General features: G+C 51.9%; 15 protein-coding genes. 8 read left to right on the top strand and 7 right to left on the bottom strand.

Features of this window, described 5'->3' with window-relative positions; translation table 11 throughout:
- Positions 1–132: 132 nt before the first annotated feature.
- The 7 genes from CVU71_14320 to CVU71_14290 all read right to left on the bottom strand — a co-directional run bounded on the left by CVU71_14320 (position 133) and on the right by CVU71_14290 (position 6,945).
- Positions 133–1,164 (bottom strand): redox-regulated ATPase YchF, encoded by a 1,032-nt coding sequence (locus tag CVU71_14320; GenBank protein ID PKN18648.1) that lies wholly within the window; start codon positions 1,162–1,164, stop codon positions 133–135.
- Between the two features lie 281 nt (positions 1,165–1,445).
- The gene (locus CVU71_14315) at positions 1,446–2,615 is read right to left on the bottom strand and encodes an LL-diaminopimelate aminotransferase (GenBank protein PKN18739.1); all 1,170 of its coding nucleotides are present in this window, start codon (positions 2,613–2,615) and stop codon (positions 1,446–1,448) included.
- A 25-nt stretch (positions 2,616–2,640) separates the two neighbouring features.
- Positions 2,641–3,474, bottom strand: a complete 834-nt coding sequence (locus tag CVU71_14310) for a diaminopimelate epimerase (protein ID PKN18738.1) — start codon at positions 3,472–3,474, stop codon at positions 2,641–2,643.
- Between the two features lie 48 nt (positions 3,475–3,522).
- Entirely contained in the window at positions 3,523–4,110 is a 588-nt protein-coding gene (locus CVU71_14305) for a hypothetical protein (protein ID PKN18647.1), read from the bottom strand.
- A gap of 331 nt (positions 4,111–4,441) precedes the next feature.
- Positions 4,442–5,107 carry a metal-dependent hydrolase gene (locus CVU71_14300; GenBank protein ID PKN18646.1) on the bottom strand — a complete coding sequence of 222 codons (666 nt, stop codon included), beginning with the start codon at positions 5,105–5,107 and terminating at the stop codon, positions 4,442–4,444.
- A 134-nt stretch (positions 5,108–5,241) separates the two neighbouring features.
- Complete coding sequence (locus CVU71_14295) at positions 5,242–5,919, bottom strand: hypothetical protein (GenBank protein PKN18645.1); 678 nt, start codon at positions 5,917–5,919, stop codon at positions 5,242–5,244.
- 48 nt (positions 5,920–5,967) lie between these two features.
- On the bottom strand, positions 5,968–6,945 hold the full coding sequence (locus CVU71_14290) for an ATP-binding protein (GenBank protein PKN18644.1): 978 nt from the start codon (positions 6,943–6,945) through the stop codon (positions 5,968–5,970).
- 203 nt (positions 6,946–7,148) lie between these two features.
- On the opposite strand from CVU71_14290, the gene CVU71_14285 reads away from it, so the two are divergent.
- The 8 genes from CVU71_14285 (at position 7,149) to CVU71_14250 (ending at position 18,535) form a co-directional block, all read left to right on the top strand.
- Positions 7,149–8,471, top strand: a complete 1,323-nt coding sequence (locus CVU71_14285) for an amidase (GenBank protein ID PKN18643.1) — start codon at positions 7,149–7,151, stop codon at positions 8,469–8,471.
- Positions 8,468–8,899: a hypothetical protein gene (locus CVU71_14280; protein ID PKN18642.1), complete on the top strand. Its 432-nt coding sequence runs from the start codon at positions 8,468–8,470 to the stop codon at positions 8,897–8,899. Before CVU71_14285 ends, CVU71_14280 begins: the two co-directional genes overlap by 4 nt.
- Positions 8,900–9,015: 116 nt before the next feature.
- Positions 9,016–10,311, top strand: a complete 1,296-nt coding sequence (locus CVU71_14275; GenBank protein ID PKN18641.1) for an MFS transporter — start codon at positions 9,016–9,018, stop codon at positions 10,309–10,311.
- Between the two features lie 96 nt (positions 10,312–10,407).
- Positions 10,408–11,148: a hypothetical protein gene (locus tag CVU71_14270; protein ID PKN18640.1), complete on the top strand. Its 741-nt coding sequence runs from the start codon at positions 10,408–10,410 to the stop codon at positions 11,146–11,148.
- Between the two features lie 88 nt (positions 11,149–11,236).
- Positions 11,237–12,247, top strand: a complete 1,011-nt coding sequence (locus tag CVU71_14265) for a hypothetical protein (protein PKN18639.1) — start codon at positions 11,237–11,239, stop codon at positions 12,245–12,247.
- Positions 12,248–12,465: 218 nt separating this feature from the next.
- Positions 12,466–13,338, top strand: coding sequence for a hypothetical protein (locus CVU71_14260; GenBank protein PKN18638.1), 873 nt, complete (start codon positions 12,466–12,468; stop codon positions 13,336–13,338).
- Positions 13,339–13,345: 7 nt separating this feature from the next.
- Complete coding sequence (locus CVU71_14255) at positions 13,346–15,613, top strand: hypothetical protein (GenBank protein ID PKN18637.1); 2,268 nt, start codon at positions 13,346–13,348, stop codon at positions 15,611–15,613.
- A 333-nt stretch (positions 15,614–15,946) separates the two neighbouring features.
- The gene (locus CVU71_14250; protein PKN18636.1) at positions 15,947–18,535 is read left to right on the top strand and encodes a leucine--tRNA ligase; all 2,589 of its coding nucleotides are present in this window, start codon (positions 15,947–15,949) and stop codon (positions 18,533–18,535) included.
- Positions 18,536–18,537 lie beyond the last annotated feature (2 nt).

The raw sequence follows: 18,537 nt of genomic DNA, 5'->3' as shown, positions 1-18,537 counted from the left end.
CAATCATTAGAAATGAAGTGGCGAATACATGTATTGTGTATATCAGAATATGAATACGATGGCATTCATCCGGAAAGTCAGACCTGCCCCTGCGGATTAATGCGGTAATGTTTGCTTATCCTTCCAGACATATCAAACATTGAAGCGGAAATTGATGATGTCGCCGTCCTGGACGATGTATTCCTTTCCTTCCAGGCGCAGACGACCGGCGGATTTGACCTGTGCTGCGGAACCGTTGTGAGCGATAAAATCGTCATAGGACATGACTTCGGCTTTGATAAAACCCCGTTCGAAATCGTTGTGAATCGCGCCCGCGGCTTTGGGGGCTTTGGTCGCGACCGGAATGACCCAGGCCTTGACTTCGTCTTCACCCACGGTAAAAAATGACATGCGGCCCAGCAGAGCAAAAGCCGCGCGGATGATCCGGCCAAACGCCGGCTCCGCAATGCCCATCGAAGACAGAAATTCTTTTTGATCAGCGGCATCCAGCCCGGTCAGTTCCGCCTCGATCTTGCAGCAGATCCCCAGGACCGGTTCTGTGAGTTTTGCCTCGGCGGCAAAAGTTTCGGCAAATGAAAGATTATCTTCCCCGACATTGACCACAACCAGCTCCGGCTTGATGGACCAGAATGAAAAACTCCTGAGCATAAATACTTCCGCGGGCGTTAGCCCTGCCGCGCGCAGCGGTTTCCCCGCTTCCAGGCAATCTTTTAACCTGGGCAGCAGATCGTTTTGCGCCGTCTCCTGCGGCGAAATGGCCTTTTTGGGTGTTTTGGCCAGACGCTCCAGCTTTTTTTCTATGATCAAAAGATCGGAGAGAACCAGCTCATCTTCCAGCTTGCGATAAGCATCAAGGGCAAGTGAAATATCGGGCAGAGAAAAACCATCAACCACATGCAGGATACTGTCGGTGCCGCTTAAGTTCTGCCGGATGGCATCCCAGGGATGCTCGCCTACGGCATGGACATCTACAAAGGGAACTTTGGCGGGCGATACTTTGACCGGTTTGTAGATCGCGACCAGTTTGTCAAAGCGCTCATCCGGTACGGACGCCTGGCCGCGCACAACCGTTTCATTGTGCGACTGGCTGCTTTTCACGCCGGTCATGATTTCAAACAAGGTGCTTTTCCCGCTCTGGGGAAGGCCAACAATACCTATTTCCATTTTCTATTACCTTCTATTTAACCGAATCATAAACACACAGGATAATTATTACTTATTATTTACTGGATTCCCGCTTGCGCGGGAATGACAACGATAACGACGTTTTGCATAAAAAGCAGAACAGGGTAGCATCCTATCATTGTTTCATTTTAAGCTCATTCAATAACGTCGCAAAAGGCTCTGGAGGCAAGGCGCGCAAAGCCGAGGAAGTGAGGCGTACAGTTCGTACGCCGCAACGCCCGAGGCTGCAGTGCAACGCAGCATACAGACCTTTTCCGGCGTTATTTCACAAATTCTTTTTCGATTCGCCCCATCGCTTCTTTCAACCGGTCATCCGGCACGGTGAGCGAGATGCGGATAAATCCTTCGCCGTACTGGCCGTATGCCGTACCGGAGGCCACAACGACGGCGGTTTTATCAAACAGACGATTGGTGAATTCCAGCGACGTCATGCCCTTGGGCGCCGGCACCCACAGATAAAATGTACCGCGCGGCGGATTAAAATCGATGCCGATTTTCTTGAGTGTTTTCAAAACCAGCTCTCTTCTGCGGCCATAGATGGAGAGCATTTCCTCAATAAAGCCCGCTTCGTTATGCAAGGCCTGAATGCCCGCATACTGAACCGCGTTGAAAACTCCGGAATCCGTATTTTCCTTCACTTTGCTGATGCCGGCAATCAGTTCGGGATTGCCGGCTGCCATCCCCAGCCGCCAGCCGCACATATTAAATGGTTTGGAAAGAGAATTCAGTTCCACACCCACATCTTTTGCCCCCGGCGCCATCAGAAAACTGATGCGTTCCTGTCCGGCAAAAACAATTTCACTATAGGGGTTATCATAACAGATGGCAATGTTATACTCGCCGGCAAAGGCTACCAGTTTGTTTAAAAATTCCAGGGTGGCGCAGGCGCCCGTCGGGTTATTCGGGTAATTCAAAAACATCGCGCTGGCTTTCTTAGCCACATCCGTCGGAATGTCTTCCAGCACCGGCAGATAATTATTTTGCGGAAGGATGGGAACATTGTAAGGAACGCCTTCCGCCATCAGAATGCTGGACCGATACGCCGGATAGCCGGGATCGGTCATCAAAACCGTATCGCCGGGATTGACACGCGCCAGCATAAAGTGATGGCAGCCTTCTTTGGAGCCGATCAGGCCCAGAATTTCGTTTTCAGGGTTGAGGCTGACGCCGTAACGTTCTGCATACCAGCGGGCAATCTCCTTGCGGAAGGCCAGCATCCCCTTTTCTTCATCGGTGGGATAGCGGTGATTTTGCGGATCACGGGCAGAGCGGCACAGTTCATTAATGATGGAATCGGGTGTTGCTTCGACCGGGTCGCCGATCGCGAGCGATATCACATCCACGCCCTCGGACTTGGCTTTATTAATTTTTTTCCGGAGCTCCATAAAAAGATATGGCGGAATTTTCTTTAATCTATCAGCAGTTTGCACAGTTATCGTCCCTTCCTGATCAGGTTTATTTGTACGCTTCTTCAAAAAGCATTCCCTGATAGACTATTTTCACTTTACCTTCAAGATAAATCTCTTCAAAACGACCGTCCCGCCGGGAAAAATAAACGCGTAATATTTCGCCGCTTTGCACAGTCACGTCCACCGGTGATTCCACAAGACTCCGCCCGGCTGCCGCCAGAACGGAAGCGACAACTCCGGTGCCGCAGGCCAGCGTCTCATCTTCGACACCGCGCTCGTAAGTCCTGACCTTCATCTGGTGCGGGTCCGATACTTCGGCAAAATTCGCGTTCGTCCCTTTGGGCTGGAAATAGTCATGCCGGCGGATTTGCCTTCCGGTGGCGACAACATCGGAAGCCTCAACGGATTCCACAAAGCAAACGGCATGGGGCACACCGGTATCGATGTGATCCAATCCGCATGGGCCGCCTTGCAGAAACAGACTGACATTCTGCTGTAAAAGCGACGGATCGGTCAGTCGAACTTTAACCGTATCATCCGATACTTCGGCGTCAATAATACCGGCCAGCGTTTCAAAGGACAGTTTTGCCCCCGTAACACCGTTTTGATAAGCCCAACGGGCCACGCAACGGGCGCCGTTGCCGCACATTTCCCCCATGGAGCCGTCGGAATTAAAGAACCGCCATTTGAAATCAACGGATGCCGAGGGTTCAATCAGGAAAAGGCCGTCGGCGCCGACGGAAACTTTGCGCGCGCAAATCCGGCGGGCAAATACCGGCAGATCACCGACATCGAGCGACAGATCACGGTTGTCGATAATGATGAAATCGTTGCCGCTGCCGCTCATTTTCCAAAAGCTGATGAAACGTGTTTTATTCATGCCCATATTTTCACCTTGTTGGATTCCCCATATTTTACAGTGGGCTCATCAGAAATTCGCCGGTTTGCAAATCACTTCACGGACTTTAACATCAAGAAAGGAGCTGGCGTTGGCCGGCCGCAAAACCAGCGCCGTATCAATTCCGGAAGATGACCCTCCGGTGGAAATGACATCTTCGCTGGTCCGCATGCACCCGGCATCCGCCGCCATCAAAGCGGCTTCGATCGCCACTTTGGTTCCCTGACCGAAAATACGCAGGGTATAGGCAATGATTTCATCGACCTGCCAGGTACCCAGTTTTTTACGAACCGAGCGTCCCACCCCTCCCAAAGCGTGCGTTCCGGTTACCACCTGCATCCCCATGGCCAACAGCTTGCTGCGCATGGCGTCCTTCATGGCCTGAGCATCAGGTTTTTCAAAGCCGTATGCCGTAGTCACGGCAATGATGCGGGCAGGCTCCAGGACTTTAGACGCCCGGAGCGCTGTTTTTCCAGAATAAGTCGGAATAATGATTTTTTTGATATCCAGCTGAGCGGCGCGCCGGACTATTATTTCCAGCACCGCATCGGTGTTTCCGGCGCCGGGCCGGTCAAAACTGCGGCAGATGTTATCCGTATAGGTGCAAATTTGTTTCATGACTTACGTCCTCTGGTTTTTCTGATCCGTCCAAATGCCTGATGTAATCTATGCCAGTGGCTTAACATAATTTAAATGATGATACAAATGGTTCCACCGCTTCCGGCCCATGCCCTTTCATCACCAACATAAATTTAAAGCGTCGAAAACCCGGCCGGCCTCTTGTGTCGGGATGCCGGACAATACCGCCGGGATGAATGGATTCTTTAAGTTTTGTTCACATGGATTCACCAGGCTCGCGCACACGGCTTGGAATGATTCATGATCGCTGCAATGCTGAGGATACCACTCTGCTGAAAAAGCAAAGGCCCGCCCATGAGCCCCAACCGGCCTACTTCATCTTCCGGATGCGCAGTTCAATGCCCTTCTCGTCTTTGAGCAGAGCGGCAAGCTTTGATGTATCCGTTTCACCCTGATGATAGGGATACAGAATTTTCGGCTGAAATGCGCAGGCTGCGTCGGCCACCATTTCCGGCGTCATGGTATAGGGCAGGTTCATCGGCAGAAAAGCAATATCGATATTCTGAAGCTGTTTCATCTCCGGCGTATTTTCCGTATCTCCGGCAAGATAGAGCCGCAAACCGGCAAAGTTTACAATGTAGCCGTTGCCTGTGCCTTTCGGATGAAAAGGTTTTCCCGGCTCAGCCATATGCCTGATATTGTATGCGGGCACGGCTTCTATCTTCAGGCCGTCAACGGTTTTAACATCGCCGTTTTTCATGACGATCGTTTCGGGAATTTGTTTTCCGACATCCGGGTTGCCGACAATTTTTGTCGCGGCGGTTTTAATATGGTTCACGGCTTTCAAATCCAGATGGTCATAGTGGTCGTGGCTGATAAGCAGAATGTCCGCCTTGGGCAGTTTTGCGTAATCCGCTTCACTCGACACGGGGTCGGAATGAATCGTTTTGGCGTTCCAGGACATCATCAGTGAGCTGTGCCCCAGAAAACTGATGACCAGATCGCCTTGAGAAGTTTTAATCGTATCGGATTCCATTATTCTCTCCTTTGCGTTGCAGGTTGACAAAAAGTGTGAATAAGCAAACCAAAGAAAACAAGATCGCCCGCGCCCGCATTTTTTTCTTTCGGCGGCAGACGCCGGCGTGATGGACATGTGTTGTAAAAATCTTCCTAAACACCTTCCGCTTTTTGATTTTGCGACAGACGGGCGATGGTCTCCATATAACGGGCGGCCAGCTCCTCCACCGGCTCCAGACACAAACATCTCAGATAGGACTTCACAAACCCTTTGAGAAAAATGGCCGCCGGCAGGAGCGCCACACGATCTTCTTCAATGCTCTTCAGATGATCATTCCGGATTTTCGTCTCCTGCGCGATTTGTTCAATGAGCACCCCGAGCTCCGTGCGGATCGCTTTCAAGTCCGTACCGCATATTTCATTCCGGGCTAGAATGCTGCCGATCATCTGACTTTGACTGATCTTGTTTTTTAAAATCTCATGGTTCATCAAAACGGATTTAACGGCGGGGCTGCGGCTGATATCAAAAATACTCACCGGCTTTTTAGGAGCGGGCGGGGCTTCCTTTCTGGCGCTGAGCTCTCCCCTGCTGATCAATTCATCGTCGTAATCTTTCCGGGTATGGTCATTAATCAGTGTCCGATAGGCTGTTTCGATGAGGGACAGGATATCCCGTCTTTCATCTTCCTGGAAGAAAGAGTAGCTCGCGAGGGCGCCGGGCTGGTAAATCTGCAGAGCGGCGTTATAGGCATGGCGTATCTCAAACGCCACCGCTTCCGGCTTGATGTCCAGCATTTCATAATAATTTAATTGGGCAAATCCTTTCTGCATGCGAAAACTCCATGGGCGTTGCTTTTCCGATGAAACCCCTTGTCTTCCTTACATGTACTGGAACATCAATTGTTTGCCGGCATTCTGCACGACCTGTTTACCCACTTCACGCAAGTCACACGCGGTCTTCGTGCAGGGATAGCGTTCCAGAAAAGGAACCCGCTGACAAATTGCGTCATGAACATGATCATCATACGCCACGTTTCCGGCGAATTCGATATGCAATCCCAGATGCTTCTCGATCATCCTGCTCATCTGCATTCCCAACGCGGCGTTGTCATGCTTGCGCATCTGATTAATAATGAGCTTGAACCGAAACGCATTAAACTCATCCTGCAGCTGCGCGTATTTTTCCGGATGCGTCTGGGCAATGACTTTGATCATGCACTCAGGCTTGTTGAAGGCGCCATCGCCGAACTGGTCCTGCACCTCTTCTTCCAGCTCTTTAAAGGCAGCCACACTGAAGCCGTATCGAATCTGACGGAAATAAATGGAACGAATGAGCCGATAAACATTTTCAATGGATGTCGGCTCCGGCGTGGTAATAAAAATGCCGTGCTGTGATATCAGAAAAAAGTCAAGCGTATTGAAAGACGTCCCGGCGCCCAAATCCAGCAGAATGCAGTCGTAGTCCAATCTGGTGATAGCCCGGAGTGTTTTGATTTTCTGTTCGTAAGGCAGATTGGCGATATCGAAATTGTCCTGAGCGCCGCTGATGAGAAAAAGGTTTTCAAACGGGGTCTCCACCACCGTATCTTCCAGTTGAACAATTCTTTTGCGGATAAAATCGGAAAACCCTTTTTGCGGAGAAGGAACACCGACCAGGGTGTGCAAGTTTGCCGCCCCCAGATCAAGATCGATTACCAGCGTTCTCTTGCCCAATCCCGCCGATAACCGTCCCAGTGAACTGGTTAAAAAGCTCTTGCCGGAACCGCCTTTTCCCCCGCCGATAGGCCAAATCTGCGCCATAAACCTCCCGCTGATCGTTTTGCAGCGCATTTTACATGACAAATTAATAATATTCAAGCAATAAGTTCAATAATTGCGGATAATTTCGCCCCATCGTCTGAAAAAAACCGGCGGTGTGTTTGCGGACAGACTTTTTTCGCAAGAAGGGATGAGAGAGGAGCGATAACTTTCTTGACTTATCATCTCATTGCTTCTAAAAAAGCCGATAACTATTTAAGACCAGGTTGTACAGGACCCGGTATAACCCCGCGGATGAAGGCATGATCAATAGCGAACCAAAAATTAAAGTGGCTCTGCTGCAATACGCCCCCGAAGCCCGTTTACAGCTCACCGGTTCTTTTCTTCTGCCGGACGGCCATGCCGTTACGGGCAGACTTTCCGCCCGCGCCGCAGACGGACAAGTCGTTCTCCTTGATTCCAACGGTCTGGAGATCATCCGCCGCCATGAACTTCTGCTGACCCCCGATGCGTTCGCTAAAAATTTTTTTACCGTTCTGGATATAAAAATCGGCATCGATTTTCACTGGCAGAGAGTCCAGGAGCAATCATTTCGCGGTGCGCTTCTTCTGTCCGGGCATAATGAAACCACTTTCCATCTCATCAATATCATCCCGCTGGAAGAATACCTCGCCTCGGTCATCTCGTCGGAAATGTCCGCCGAGGCCCCCCTGGAATTTCTCAAAGCACAGGCCGTTACGGCCAGGAGCTGGCTGATCGCAATGCTGGCCAAAAAGAAATCCCCCCGGACCCTGCCTGAAAAAAAAGATGATGAAATTCTGGTCTGGCAGGACGTAAATGATCATCAGGAATTCGACGTCTGTGCCGACGACCACTGCCAGCGCTATCAGGGCATTACGCGGATTATCTCTGATCAGGTGGCCCGGGCCATCGACGCCACGCGCGGCACTTTTCTGACCAGCGCAGGCGAAATCTGCGATGCGCGTTACTATAAATGCTGCGGCGGCCAGACGGATGTTTTTTCATCCGCCTGGGAAAACGAATCCCCTCCCTATCTGCAAAGCATCACTGACAGCGGGCGCCCGCACCCGCCTGTTTCATCGGAAACGGACGCGGCGGACTGGCTCTTCAGTACACCGCCTGCCTACTGCAATACAACGGACAAAGCATTGTTAGGCAGGATACTGCCGGCCTTTGATCAGGAGACGCCGAATTTTTACCGCTGGCAGGTCACCTATACCCGGCAGGAACTGGAAGCTATTTTAAAGAAAAAATCGGGCATCGATTTTGGCGAGCTGCGGCACATCATTCCACTGGAGCGGGGTCCATCCGGCAGAATTTACAAATTGAAAATTACCGGGTCCCAAAAAAGCGTCATCGTGGGCAAGGAACTGGAAATCCGTCGCTGGCTGTCGGAAAGCCATCTGTTCTCCAGCGCCTTTGTTGTTATATCGGAACATGCGGCGGACGGCGGCATTCAGCATTTTATTTTCCATGGCGGAGGCTGGGGGCATGGCGTGGGTCTTTGCCAGATCGGCGCGGCGGTCATGGCGGCCAAAGGACACAAAACCGAAGAAATTCTGGCGCACTACTTTACCGGTGCGATTTTGAGGAAATTTTATTGAGCAGCGGGCCGGCCATAAAAATAATCTTCCGCGTAATTTTCGTCATGCTCCTGGTCCTTTTCATTGCCGCCTGCGGCACGTCTCACAGGCAGGCGCTGCGCACCGAAAAAGATTATCAACGGGCCTTCAATGAAGCCTATTTCCGGGGCAGGGCTCAAATGGAAGTCCATGTAAAATACGGCCGGGTTGATCTGTTGAGTGATGATTATGCCATTGAAGTGGACAACCCGGATAATTTTCATGAAGCCATCGGCCAGGCCCTGCACTACGCGAAGGAGACCGGTAAAAAGCCGGCTGTCGCCTTTTATATCGCGGATCAAAAACACGGTGATCGGGATAAATTAAAATACGCCATATGGCTTTGCGACACCTATAAGATCAAAACCTGGTTCATTAATGATGAACTGAAAAAAGCGCGCAAAAAATAATTAGGAGCCGTTAAAAAATCACTGTTCCATTTCTACCCGTTTCATTACGGCCCCTTATGCCGGTTATGATATTAGAATGTTACAGTTATTATTGAACGACGGCCTAAAGGAATTCAATGTCCCCATCAAACGAAAAAGCAGCCGCAACGCGCAATCCCTGGTTCTGGGTGCCTTCCATCTATATGGCGGAAGGCATTCCCTACATGATCGTCATGACCGTCAGCGTCGTGATGTATAAAAATCTGGGGCTCTCCAACACCGACATCGCCCTTTATACCAGCTGGCTCTATCTGCCCTGGGTCATCAAACCGCTGTGGAGCCCTTTTATCGACCTTTTCCGCACCAAGCGTTTCTGGATTGTCGCCATGCAACTGGCCATCGGCGGATCTCTGGCCTGCGTCGCTCTGACCCTCCCCGCCGACGACTTTATCCGCTATACCCTGGCGATGCTCTGGATCATGGCCTTTTCTTCCGCCACCCATGACATTGCCGCCGACGGCTTTTACATGCTGGGGCTTACCACCCCCGAGCAGGCCGCCTTTGTCGGCGTGCGCACGGTTTTTTACCGCGTGGCCACCATCGCTTCCAAAGGCGGGCTCGTCATCCTGGCCGGCACGCTGAAGGATTACGGGTATCCGGTCGCCTCCGCCTGGTCGATCACCTTCGTGGTCATCGCCGCGGTTTTTCTGGCCCTCTGCCTTTATCATTTTTTTGTTCTGCCTGTCCCCGAAGCCGATCACAGCGCGCCTTTGGATAAAGGCAAAGGCGTTGTGGCCGAATATTTCCGGATCATCACCCTGTTTTTCCGGCGCAGGGATATTATCGTCATCATCTGTTTTTTTCTTTTTTTCCGCTTTGCCGAAGCGCAACTGGTCAAGATGGTCGCGCCATTCCTGCTGGATGCGCGCGAAAAAGGCGGGCTGGGATTGTCCACCGCCGAGGTCGGCTGGATCTATGGCACCGTGGGTGTTGTGGCGCTGATGCTGGGCGGCCTGCTGGGGGGCTATGTCATTTACCGGAACGGCTTGAAATTCTGGCTGTGGCCGATGGTGATCATCATGCACGTCCCGGATCTCATTTTCGTGTATCTCTCGCACGCGCAGCCGGAAAACCTGTGGCTGATCGGCTCCGCCGTGGCAGTGGAGCAATTCGGCTACGGCTTCGGCTTTACCGCCTATACGATGTATATGATCATGGTTTCGCAGGGCGAGTATAAAACCGTCTTTTACGCCATCGGCACCGGCATTATGGCGCTTGGCATGATGTTCCCCGCGATGTCGAGCGGCTGGATTCAGGAAAAGCTGGGGTATATTAATTTCTACTACTGGATCTTATTCACAACCATCCCCGGTTTCATCGTTACGGCGCTGGTGAAGATCGATCCGGACTACGGAAAAAAGGCTGAAGGTTGAAGACTGAAGGAATAAGGTTCACAGTTCAGAGTTCAAGACCCAAGAAACTTACAGAGGCATCAATGGGCTCATTCTTCATGGCAGCAGGGAGAAAGAATTAACGTGCCGTCAAAAATAATTAAAACCGCCTTCATCCTGGGAGCGGGGCTGGGGACAAGACTCCGGCCGCTTACCGAAAATATGCCCAAACCGCTGTTGCCCATCGGCGGCAGGCCGATGATTACTTATGCGATGGAGCATCTCTGCGCCGTCGGCGTGCAGCGATTTATCATCAACACGCACCACTGCGCCGAAAAATATCAGGAGGTTTTTCCGGATGGCAGCTGGCAGGGCATCCCGATCACCTTTCGCCATGAACCGGTGCTTCTGGACACAGCGGGCGGCATCAAAAATATTGAAGACCTGATTGTGTCCGATGAACGCATCATCGTTTACAATGGTGATATCATAACCAATCTGCCGCTTGGGCCGCTTGTGAACAGACATTTTGAACTCCGGACTCAAGTCACCCTGGTGCTCCGCAGCCGGGGCCCCCTCCTCAATGTCAATATTGACTCCGGGGGCTTTATCTGCGATATGAGAAACCTGCTCAAACATCCGGGAATTCAGAGCTGCCTTTTTGCCGGAATTTATATTTTGGAAACAACTTTCCTGCGGCAGTTGAAGGCGGGAAAGATAGAATCGATTGTTTTGCCGTTGATTGAAAGCATCAGGGACAAGCCCCGCTCAATCGGAGGAATTGTCGTTGATGACGGTTTCTGGTACGACTTGGGAACAATTGAAGAATACAACAGGTTAAATGCGCCGGGAATCAGTTCTTTTTCATTTCGACCGTAGGAAGAAATCCTTGTCCTGATATAATCATTGCGGAGTACTTGGATTTCTCAGCGCTGCCGTTTTTCGAAATGACCTGTTTGATATAGAAATGTCCATTAGGAAGCCTATGAACAAAGAAATACGAAAATTTTTAAATGATCACCTGAGCGTTGTGGATTTTCAATATGATCCCATCAAAAAGGGAGGCTCCGACCGCAACTTTTATCGCGTGCGCCTGCCCCACGGTCCAACTTTCATTTTCATGGAATACGGAACCGATGTCGAGGAAAATGCCTACTGGGCGGCCATCAACCGCTTCATGACCGAAATAGGCATCACGACCCCCAGGATCATCGCTTACGACCACCGGCAGCGATTTTTATTGCTGGAAGACCTGGGCGAAATTGATTTGTATTCCCTGCGCAGTCTGCCCTGGCATAAACGGCGTCACTATTACTTGAGCGCGCTGTCGGAAATACACAGGCTTCATCGTCACGCGCTGACGGACCTGCCGGCCGATTTGAAACTGACCCGGGGTTACGACCGACCGCTCTATCTGTGGGAGCAAAACTACTTTAAGGAAAATTTTGTTGAAGCGGTCTGCGGACTGGATTTGTCCGATCAAATGATGCGCGACTGGACGGAAGAATCAAACGCCCTGATCGACCGCCTTCAAAAAGTTTCACCATGCCTGATCCACCGCGATTTCCAATCCCAGAATATCATGATTAAAAATGACCGGCCTGTCTTCATCGATTTTCAGGGCATGAGGCCCGGCAATCTCTTTTACGACCTGGGCTCGCTGATCTGCGATCCCTATGTGGTGCTGAGCCAGAATGAAAAAAATGAACTGATTGCCTTTTATTACCGGATCATGGAACCGAATTACAGCCTCGATCAATTTACCGATTACTTCTGGGAAGGCGCCGCCCAGAGGCTGATGCAGGCGCTGGGCGCCTACGGGTTTCTGGGGCTCAAAAAAAACAAGCCGGATTTTCTCAAGCACACGGCGGGCGGCATTAAGAATCTGGTAACCGCCACCGCCAACGCCGGCACTCTGCCGGTTTTAAATGAACTGTCCAAAAGCTGCATGAACCGCCTTTCCTCAAAGCGCGGCTGATTCGCTTTCCGGCGGCAAAAGGCGGCGATTGGGCAAGACTTTTCTCCGAATAGCTTCCCGTCAGACCATTCATGCGGCATTTCAAGCATCTATCCTGGAGCGGCATCTGCTCCGGCAACGGCGCGCCCTGCCGCGATAACGAAGGACTTGCCTAATGACAGCGGATTTGGTACTTGTTATTCAGGTATGATCTTAAATCAGAAGGAGTCGTTTTTGTCATGGCCCAAAACCCTGCGATAGTCCGGAAACCATCCATTCTGCTTCTATCGTCAATCGTCTGCTCGGTACTCTTCTTTTTATTCGCGCCTTGCACCTCCGCCGAAACCGATACCGGAGATTTGCGGGAGGTCATTGCTGAAGGAAGGGCGATACTCGGCGATGACACAACGCCGGCCCAGGCAAAAGCCCTGGCCCTGAACGACGCAAGACGGATAGCCGTGGAAAGGGCTGCGGGGGTGATGGTCAGAAGTTCCAGCGTTGTTTACAATTCCGAGCTCATCAGCGACCTCATATCGGCCTTTTCCAAAGGATTGATCGTTAAAGAGGATATACTGTCTGAAGGACTCAGGACCGAAGAAGGCCATGCCGCCTACGTCTGCCGGATTAAAGCCACCATCAAACCCCTCCGGCAGAGAAAACAAAAGGACATCCGGATTATCAAAGCCGAAGTCTCAAGGGCGGACCGGCCTTTTTCTTCGTCCGCACCTGTCTTTCAGGATAACGATGAGATACGCATCAGGGTAAAGACCGAAGGTGATCTGAATATCAATGTCTTCAGTGTCAGCCAGGACGGCAGAATTGCCCTGCTTTTGCCCAATCCTTATGTAAAACTAAAACAGGTATCGGGCGGACAGGACTTTATTTTTCCCGACGAGTCCATGAGAAGCTCGGGATTCAAACTCCGGGTCCATACGCCGAAAAATCTCACCAGAGCCTACGAAACAATTGTGATCATCGCGACAAAAGAGCAAAAGGATTTTCTTTCCTCGAAAGACCGCGATGCAACGCTCTCCGATTTAATGGGAGAACTTTCTCTGCTGGAGCAATCTTCCTGGGCGGATGCCACCATCGGTTATGAAGTAAGGAGATAAGATCGAAATGAAAAAAATTATCATGCCTGTCGCCCTTGTGCTGCTTATTGCGTTGATTTCCGGCTGTGCCACGATAAAGCCGCAGGTCGTCCAATTGTGCCGGGGTGAGCGCTGTGAAACGCTGGGAGAAGATAGGGCGGCCCGGGAGGCCCTGCTCGTGAAGATGGCCCGGTTCATCAAGGAGAATCTCAACCGTGATATCCTTCTGTATGAAACGGGGTCCGCAGATGAATTCCGCCCGGAAAAGGGTCCTGAATCCCTGGCCAAAGGAATTTCCTGGTACGTTCAGGGCGGTCCGATGCCGGGCCTTGCGGTCGCTAAAATAATGAGGTTCACCGACCTGCTTTATATGGACCGCGAAAACCTGGAAATCAAGTTCAAGGCCAAACCCGAAGCCACGTGGATCGGAACGCCGGTGTTCATGGCCGAATCGGAAGGAACCATCACCATCCGGTCCGCGACGGAAGTCCAGTATGTTTGTACCTATCTGGGATCATGGCTGATAGCCGCCGGAGGCTGGAAGCATGAATGGCTGATTGATTATATCGATTTCGACAGGGGAATTCTGGCCGGCAATTTCTCCGTCGCCGGAGGCGGCCTGATGAACGTCGGAGGCGGCAAGGGCTACCAGCTGGCCCGCGGGAAAAAGGAACAACAGGACACGGCAGTCGCGGCGGACAGGAAGCCCCCTCCGGCGAAGCCCTCGCTTGTTTATCAGGTCAGTTTCACGGAAAGCTCCGGAGACGGCGTGATCGAAGGAGGCGAAAACGTTTCACTGAAAGTGGAAGTGGAGAACAAAGGGGAAGGAACTGCCAAAGATGTTCAGGTTCTTCTGTCCGGCCATCAGGGTCTGCTCAGTTATCTGGGCACTATGAAAGTGATTGGCGATATTCAGCCCGGCGAAAAAAAGGCCGTCGAATACAAGGCTTCTCTTCCTTTGAATCTGAAACGGGAAACCGCCGACCTCAAAATAGAAGTCGGGGAAGGCCGGGGATTTTCGGCTTCCGAGATAAAAACGCTGAAGATTGCCATGAAACCCGGAAAGTCCGCGACAAAGGAAACGCTGGAGGTGATTTCTCAATTGCCTCTTCTTGCTTTTTCGACACAGCTTACGGATCAGAACAACAATCGTATTCTGGAAAGCGGCGAAGAAGTGGAGATCAGAGTCACCATCGAGAACAGGGGCGATGGGATCGCGCGAGGCGTCGGGGTCACCCTCTCCGGCAACCCCCTGCTGGTCAGTCTTTTTGGCGGGAAGCGCCTCATCGGGGACATTGCGGCGGGAGAGAAGAAAACAGCGGTGTTTAAAACGGTGATGCCGGGCCGCATCTCCACGGAAACAGCAAGCCTCAGGGTCTTGGTCAGCGAAGGCGGAGGTTTTGCACCGTCCGAGGCGAAAACATTGCGCGTAGCCATGAGGTCGGTTGAAGTCAGGGAAACCGTGGAAATGATCTCGGAAGTCAACGTGGATGACATCCCGCTGAAGGTCAGGGAATATGAGAAAAAAGACAACATCGCCATCGTCATCGGCATCAGCAAGTACCGGGAAAAGATGATTCCGGAGGTCAAGTATGCGGTGCGGGACGCGGAGGTTGTGGCGAGATATCTGGAAAACGTGGGCGGCATACCAAGAGCCAACATAAAAATTCTGACGGACGACAAAGCCACCAAGAGCGATCTGGAAGCAAATATCAGTGACTGGCTCCCCAGACGGGTGACGGCCAATTCCACCGTATTTGTTTATTATGCCGGACATGGGGCGCCGGGCCCGCAGGGCAGGGAGGCGTTCGTCGTCCCCTATGAAGGGCATCCCGATTATCCCTCTCAACTTTATCCCCTGCAGAAGATGTATGACGAGCTCAACAAACTGCCCGCCCGGGAAGTTGTCGTCATGCTGGACAGCTGTTTCTCCGGTGCAAAAGGCCGGAGTATTACCGGCGAGGGAACAAGGCCTGTCAGCATTTCCATCGAAAACCCCGTTCTGGCTAGCGGCAAGATTATGGTCCTTGCGGCATCTTCCGGCGGCCAGATGAGTTCGGATTACGACAAGGTCAAACACGGCCTCTTCACCTACTATCTCCTGCGGGGCATGCGGGGGGAGGCATCCAAAGATAAAGCGGGAACAGTTGAACTGGGCGGCCTCTACGATTTTGTCAGGAAAAACGTATCGGAAACGGCATCTCTGGAGATGAACCGGGACCAGACGCCCGTCTTGCTCCCGTCCGAATACGCCGTCAGGAATAAACTGAATATTCCGGTCTCCAGGGCAAGATAACCGCTTTTCGAAGCGCCGAAGAAAACTGCATGAGACCCGATTCAGGCAGTAAATAGAATGGGCCGTTTCACCTGTTGTCAGCGGGTAATGGCGTGTTCTTCAATTCAAGCCGTTCCTTTGCTTTATGCGGGAGCGGCCTTTTATTTCATCCCCTATACCCTGCTGATCCGACCTGCTGACAATCCGATGACCTGACCCCTGAAGGGGGCGCAGGGTCACACGGGGCAGGTTAGAACAGGAGGCGATCTGCGTATTTTATAAAGCCATTGCACTCACCCCTCCAATATGTTAAGCAAATCGCCTATTAATATCAGTTGGGAGCATACCATAGCCATGAAATACGAACCGATCGCCATCGAAGAAAAATGGCAAAAGAAGTGGGAAGAAGAAAAAGCCTTTAAAGTCACCGAAGACCCGGATAAAAAGAAATACTATTTGCTGGAAATGTTTCCCTACCCGTCCGGCAAAATCCATATCGGCCATGTCCGTAATTACACGATAGGCGATGTCGTCGCCCGCTACAAGCACATGAAAGGGTTCAATGTCCTGCATCCGATCGGCTGGGACGCCTTCGGCATGCCCGCGGAAAACGCCGCCATCGAACACAAAATACATCCCTCCAAGTGGACCCACGAAAATATCGATCATATGCGCAAGCAACTCAAGCGCATGGGTTTCAGCTACGACTGGGACCGTGAACTGGCCACCTGCGAGCCGAAATACTACCGTTGGGAACAGCTCTTCTTCATCTGGATGTATGAAAAAGGCCTGGCCTATAAAAAACGCTCCACCGTCAATTTCTGCGGCAAGTGCGATACGGTGCTGGCCAACGAACAGGTCGAAGGCGGCCTGTGCTGGCGTTGCGGCACGGAAGTAACGGAAAAAGTTCTCGATCAGTGGTTCTTTAAAATTACGGCTTATATCGAAGAACTGCTGGAATACTGCGACAAACTTCCCGGCTGGCCGGAACGCGTCATGACCATGCAGAAAAACTGGATCGGCAAAAGCTACGGCTGCGAGGTGGATTTCCCCATGGCGGACGGCCCCGGGGCGATTAAAGTATTCACCACCCGTCAGGACACGCTTTTCGGCGCGACCTTTATGCTGGTGGCCGCCGAGCATCCGCTGGTCATGGAACTGGCCAAGGGCAAACCCTGCGAGGGAAATGTCCGCCAGTTTGTGGAAAAAGTGAAAAAGCAGGATAAGCTGATGCGGACCTCCGAGTATTATGAAAAGGAAGGCCTGTTCCTTGATTCTTACTGTCTCAATCCGCTGACCGGCTGGAAAATGCCCATTTACGCCGCAAACTTTGTGTTAGCCGATTACGGCACCGGCTGCGTTATGGCCGTTCCCACGCACGATCAGCGCGATTTTGAATTTGCCAAAAAATTCGACCTGCCGTTGATCGTCGTCATTTCACCGAAAGACAAAACGCTTGACCCGGCAACCATGACCGAAGCTTATGTGGATGAAGGTATCCTGGTCAACTCCGGACAATTCAACGGCATGGAAAACACCAAGGTGATGAATGCCATCGCCGATTTTCTTGAATCACAGGGAAAAGGCCGGCGCACGGTACAATACCGCCTGCGCGACTGGGGCATCTCGCGCCAGCGCTACTGGGGCGCGCCCATTCCCATGATTACCTGCGAAAAATGCGGGATTGTTCCCGTCAAAGAGGAAGACCTGCCGGTCGTCCTCCCGGAAAATGTCGTCTTCAGTCCGGAAGGCGGATCGCCGCTCGCGGCGCTTCCGGAATTTGTCAATACGACCTGCCCCAGGTGCGGCGGCCCGGCCGCGCGCGAAACGGATACGATGGATACCTTCGTCGAATCCTCCTGGTATTTCGACCGCTATTGCTCCCCTCACTACGACGTCAAGCCCGGACTCGATCGTAAAGCGCTTGATTACTGGATGCCGGTAGATCAATACATCGGCGGCATCGAGCACGCCATTCTGCATCTGCTTTATTCCCGGTTCTACACGAAGGTGCTGCGCGATTTCGGCGTGATCGGTGTGGATGAACCCTTTACCAATCTGCTGACCCAGGGCATGGTCTGCAAGGAAACCATGAAGTGCAAAGAACATGGCTATCTGTTCCCGGAACAGGCGGAAGGCGGCAAATGCCATATCTGCGGGCAGGACGTTATCATCGGCAAAACGGAAAAAATGTCCAAATCCCTCAAAAACGTGATTGATCCGGATTATCTGGTCAAGACCTACGGCGCGGACACGGCCCGCATCTTCTGTCTTTTTGCCGCACCCCCGGAAAAAGATCTGGAGTGGAGCGAACAGGGCGTGGACGGGTCCTTCCGGTTCCTCAGCCGCCTGTGGCGCATTTTCGATGAATATCTGGAAGACATCAAGGCGGTTTCGCCGGCAAAGGGAAACATCGCGCTCGAAGGCGATCTCAAAGCGCTGAGAAGAAAGACGCATCAGACCATCCGCAAAGTCACAACCGATATTGAAGACCGCTTCCACTTCAATACCGCCATCAGCGCGGTGATGGAACTGGTCAACACCCTGTACGCGGTGAAGCGTCCGGAAAAAAATGATCAAGTCGCTCTGTCCGTGATCCGTGAAGTGCTGGAATCGGCGGTGCTGCTGCTTTCGCCCATTGTGCCGCATATGACCGAAGAACTCTGGCAGATGCTGGGACACACGGCAGCCGCGGCTGATACGCCCTGGCCGGACTATGATCAAGCCATCGCAAGCGATGAAGAAATGACCATCGTCATTCAAATCAACGGCAAGCTCAGGAGCCGGATGACCGTGCCCGTCGATTGCGACGCGGAAAAGATAAAGAGCGACGCGCAGGCGGATGAAAAAATCACAGCCATGCTTAAGGGAGCGAAAATCGTGAAAGTCATTTATGTGCCGAAAAAACTGGTCAACATTGTTATCGCACAGTCGGGTAATTAACC

This window comes from Deltaproteobacteria bacterium HGW-Deltaproteobacteria-6 (genome assembly GCA_002840435.1).
Lineage (GTDB): Bacteria > Desulfobacterota > Syntrophia > Syntrophales > Smithellaceae > UBA8904.
Note: the sequence above shows the minus strand (reverse complement) of the source record. Positions and strands in the feature narration are given on the sequence as shown.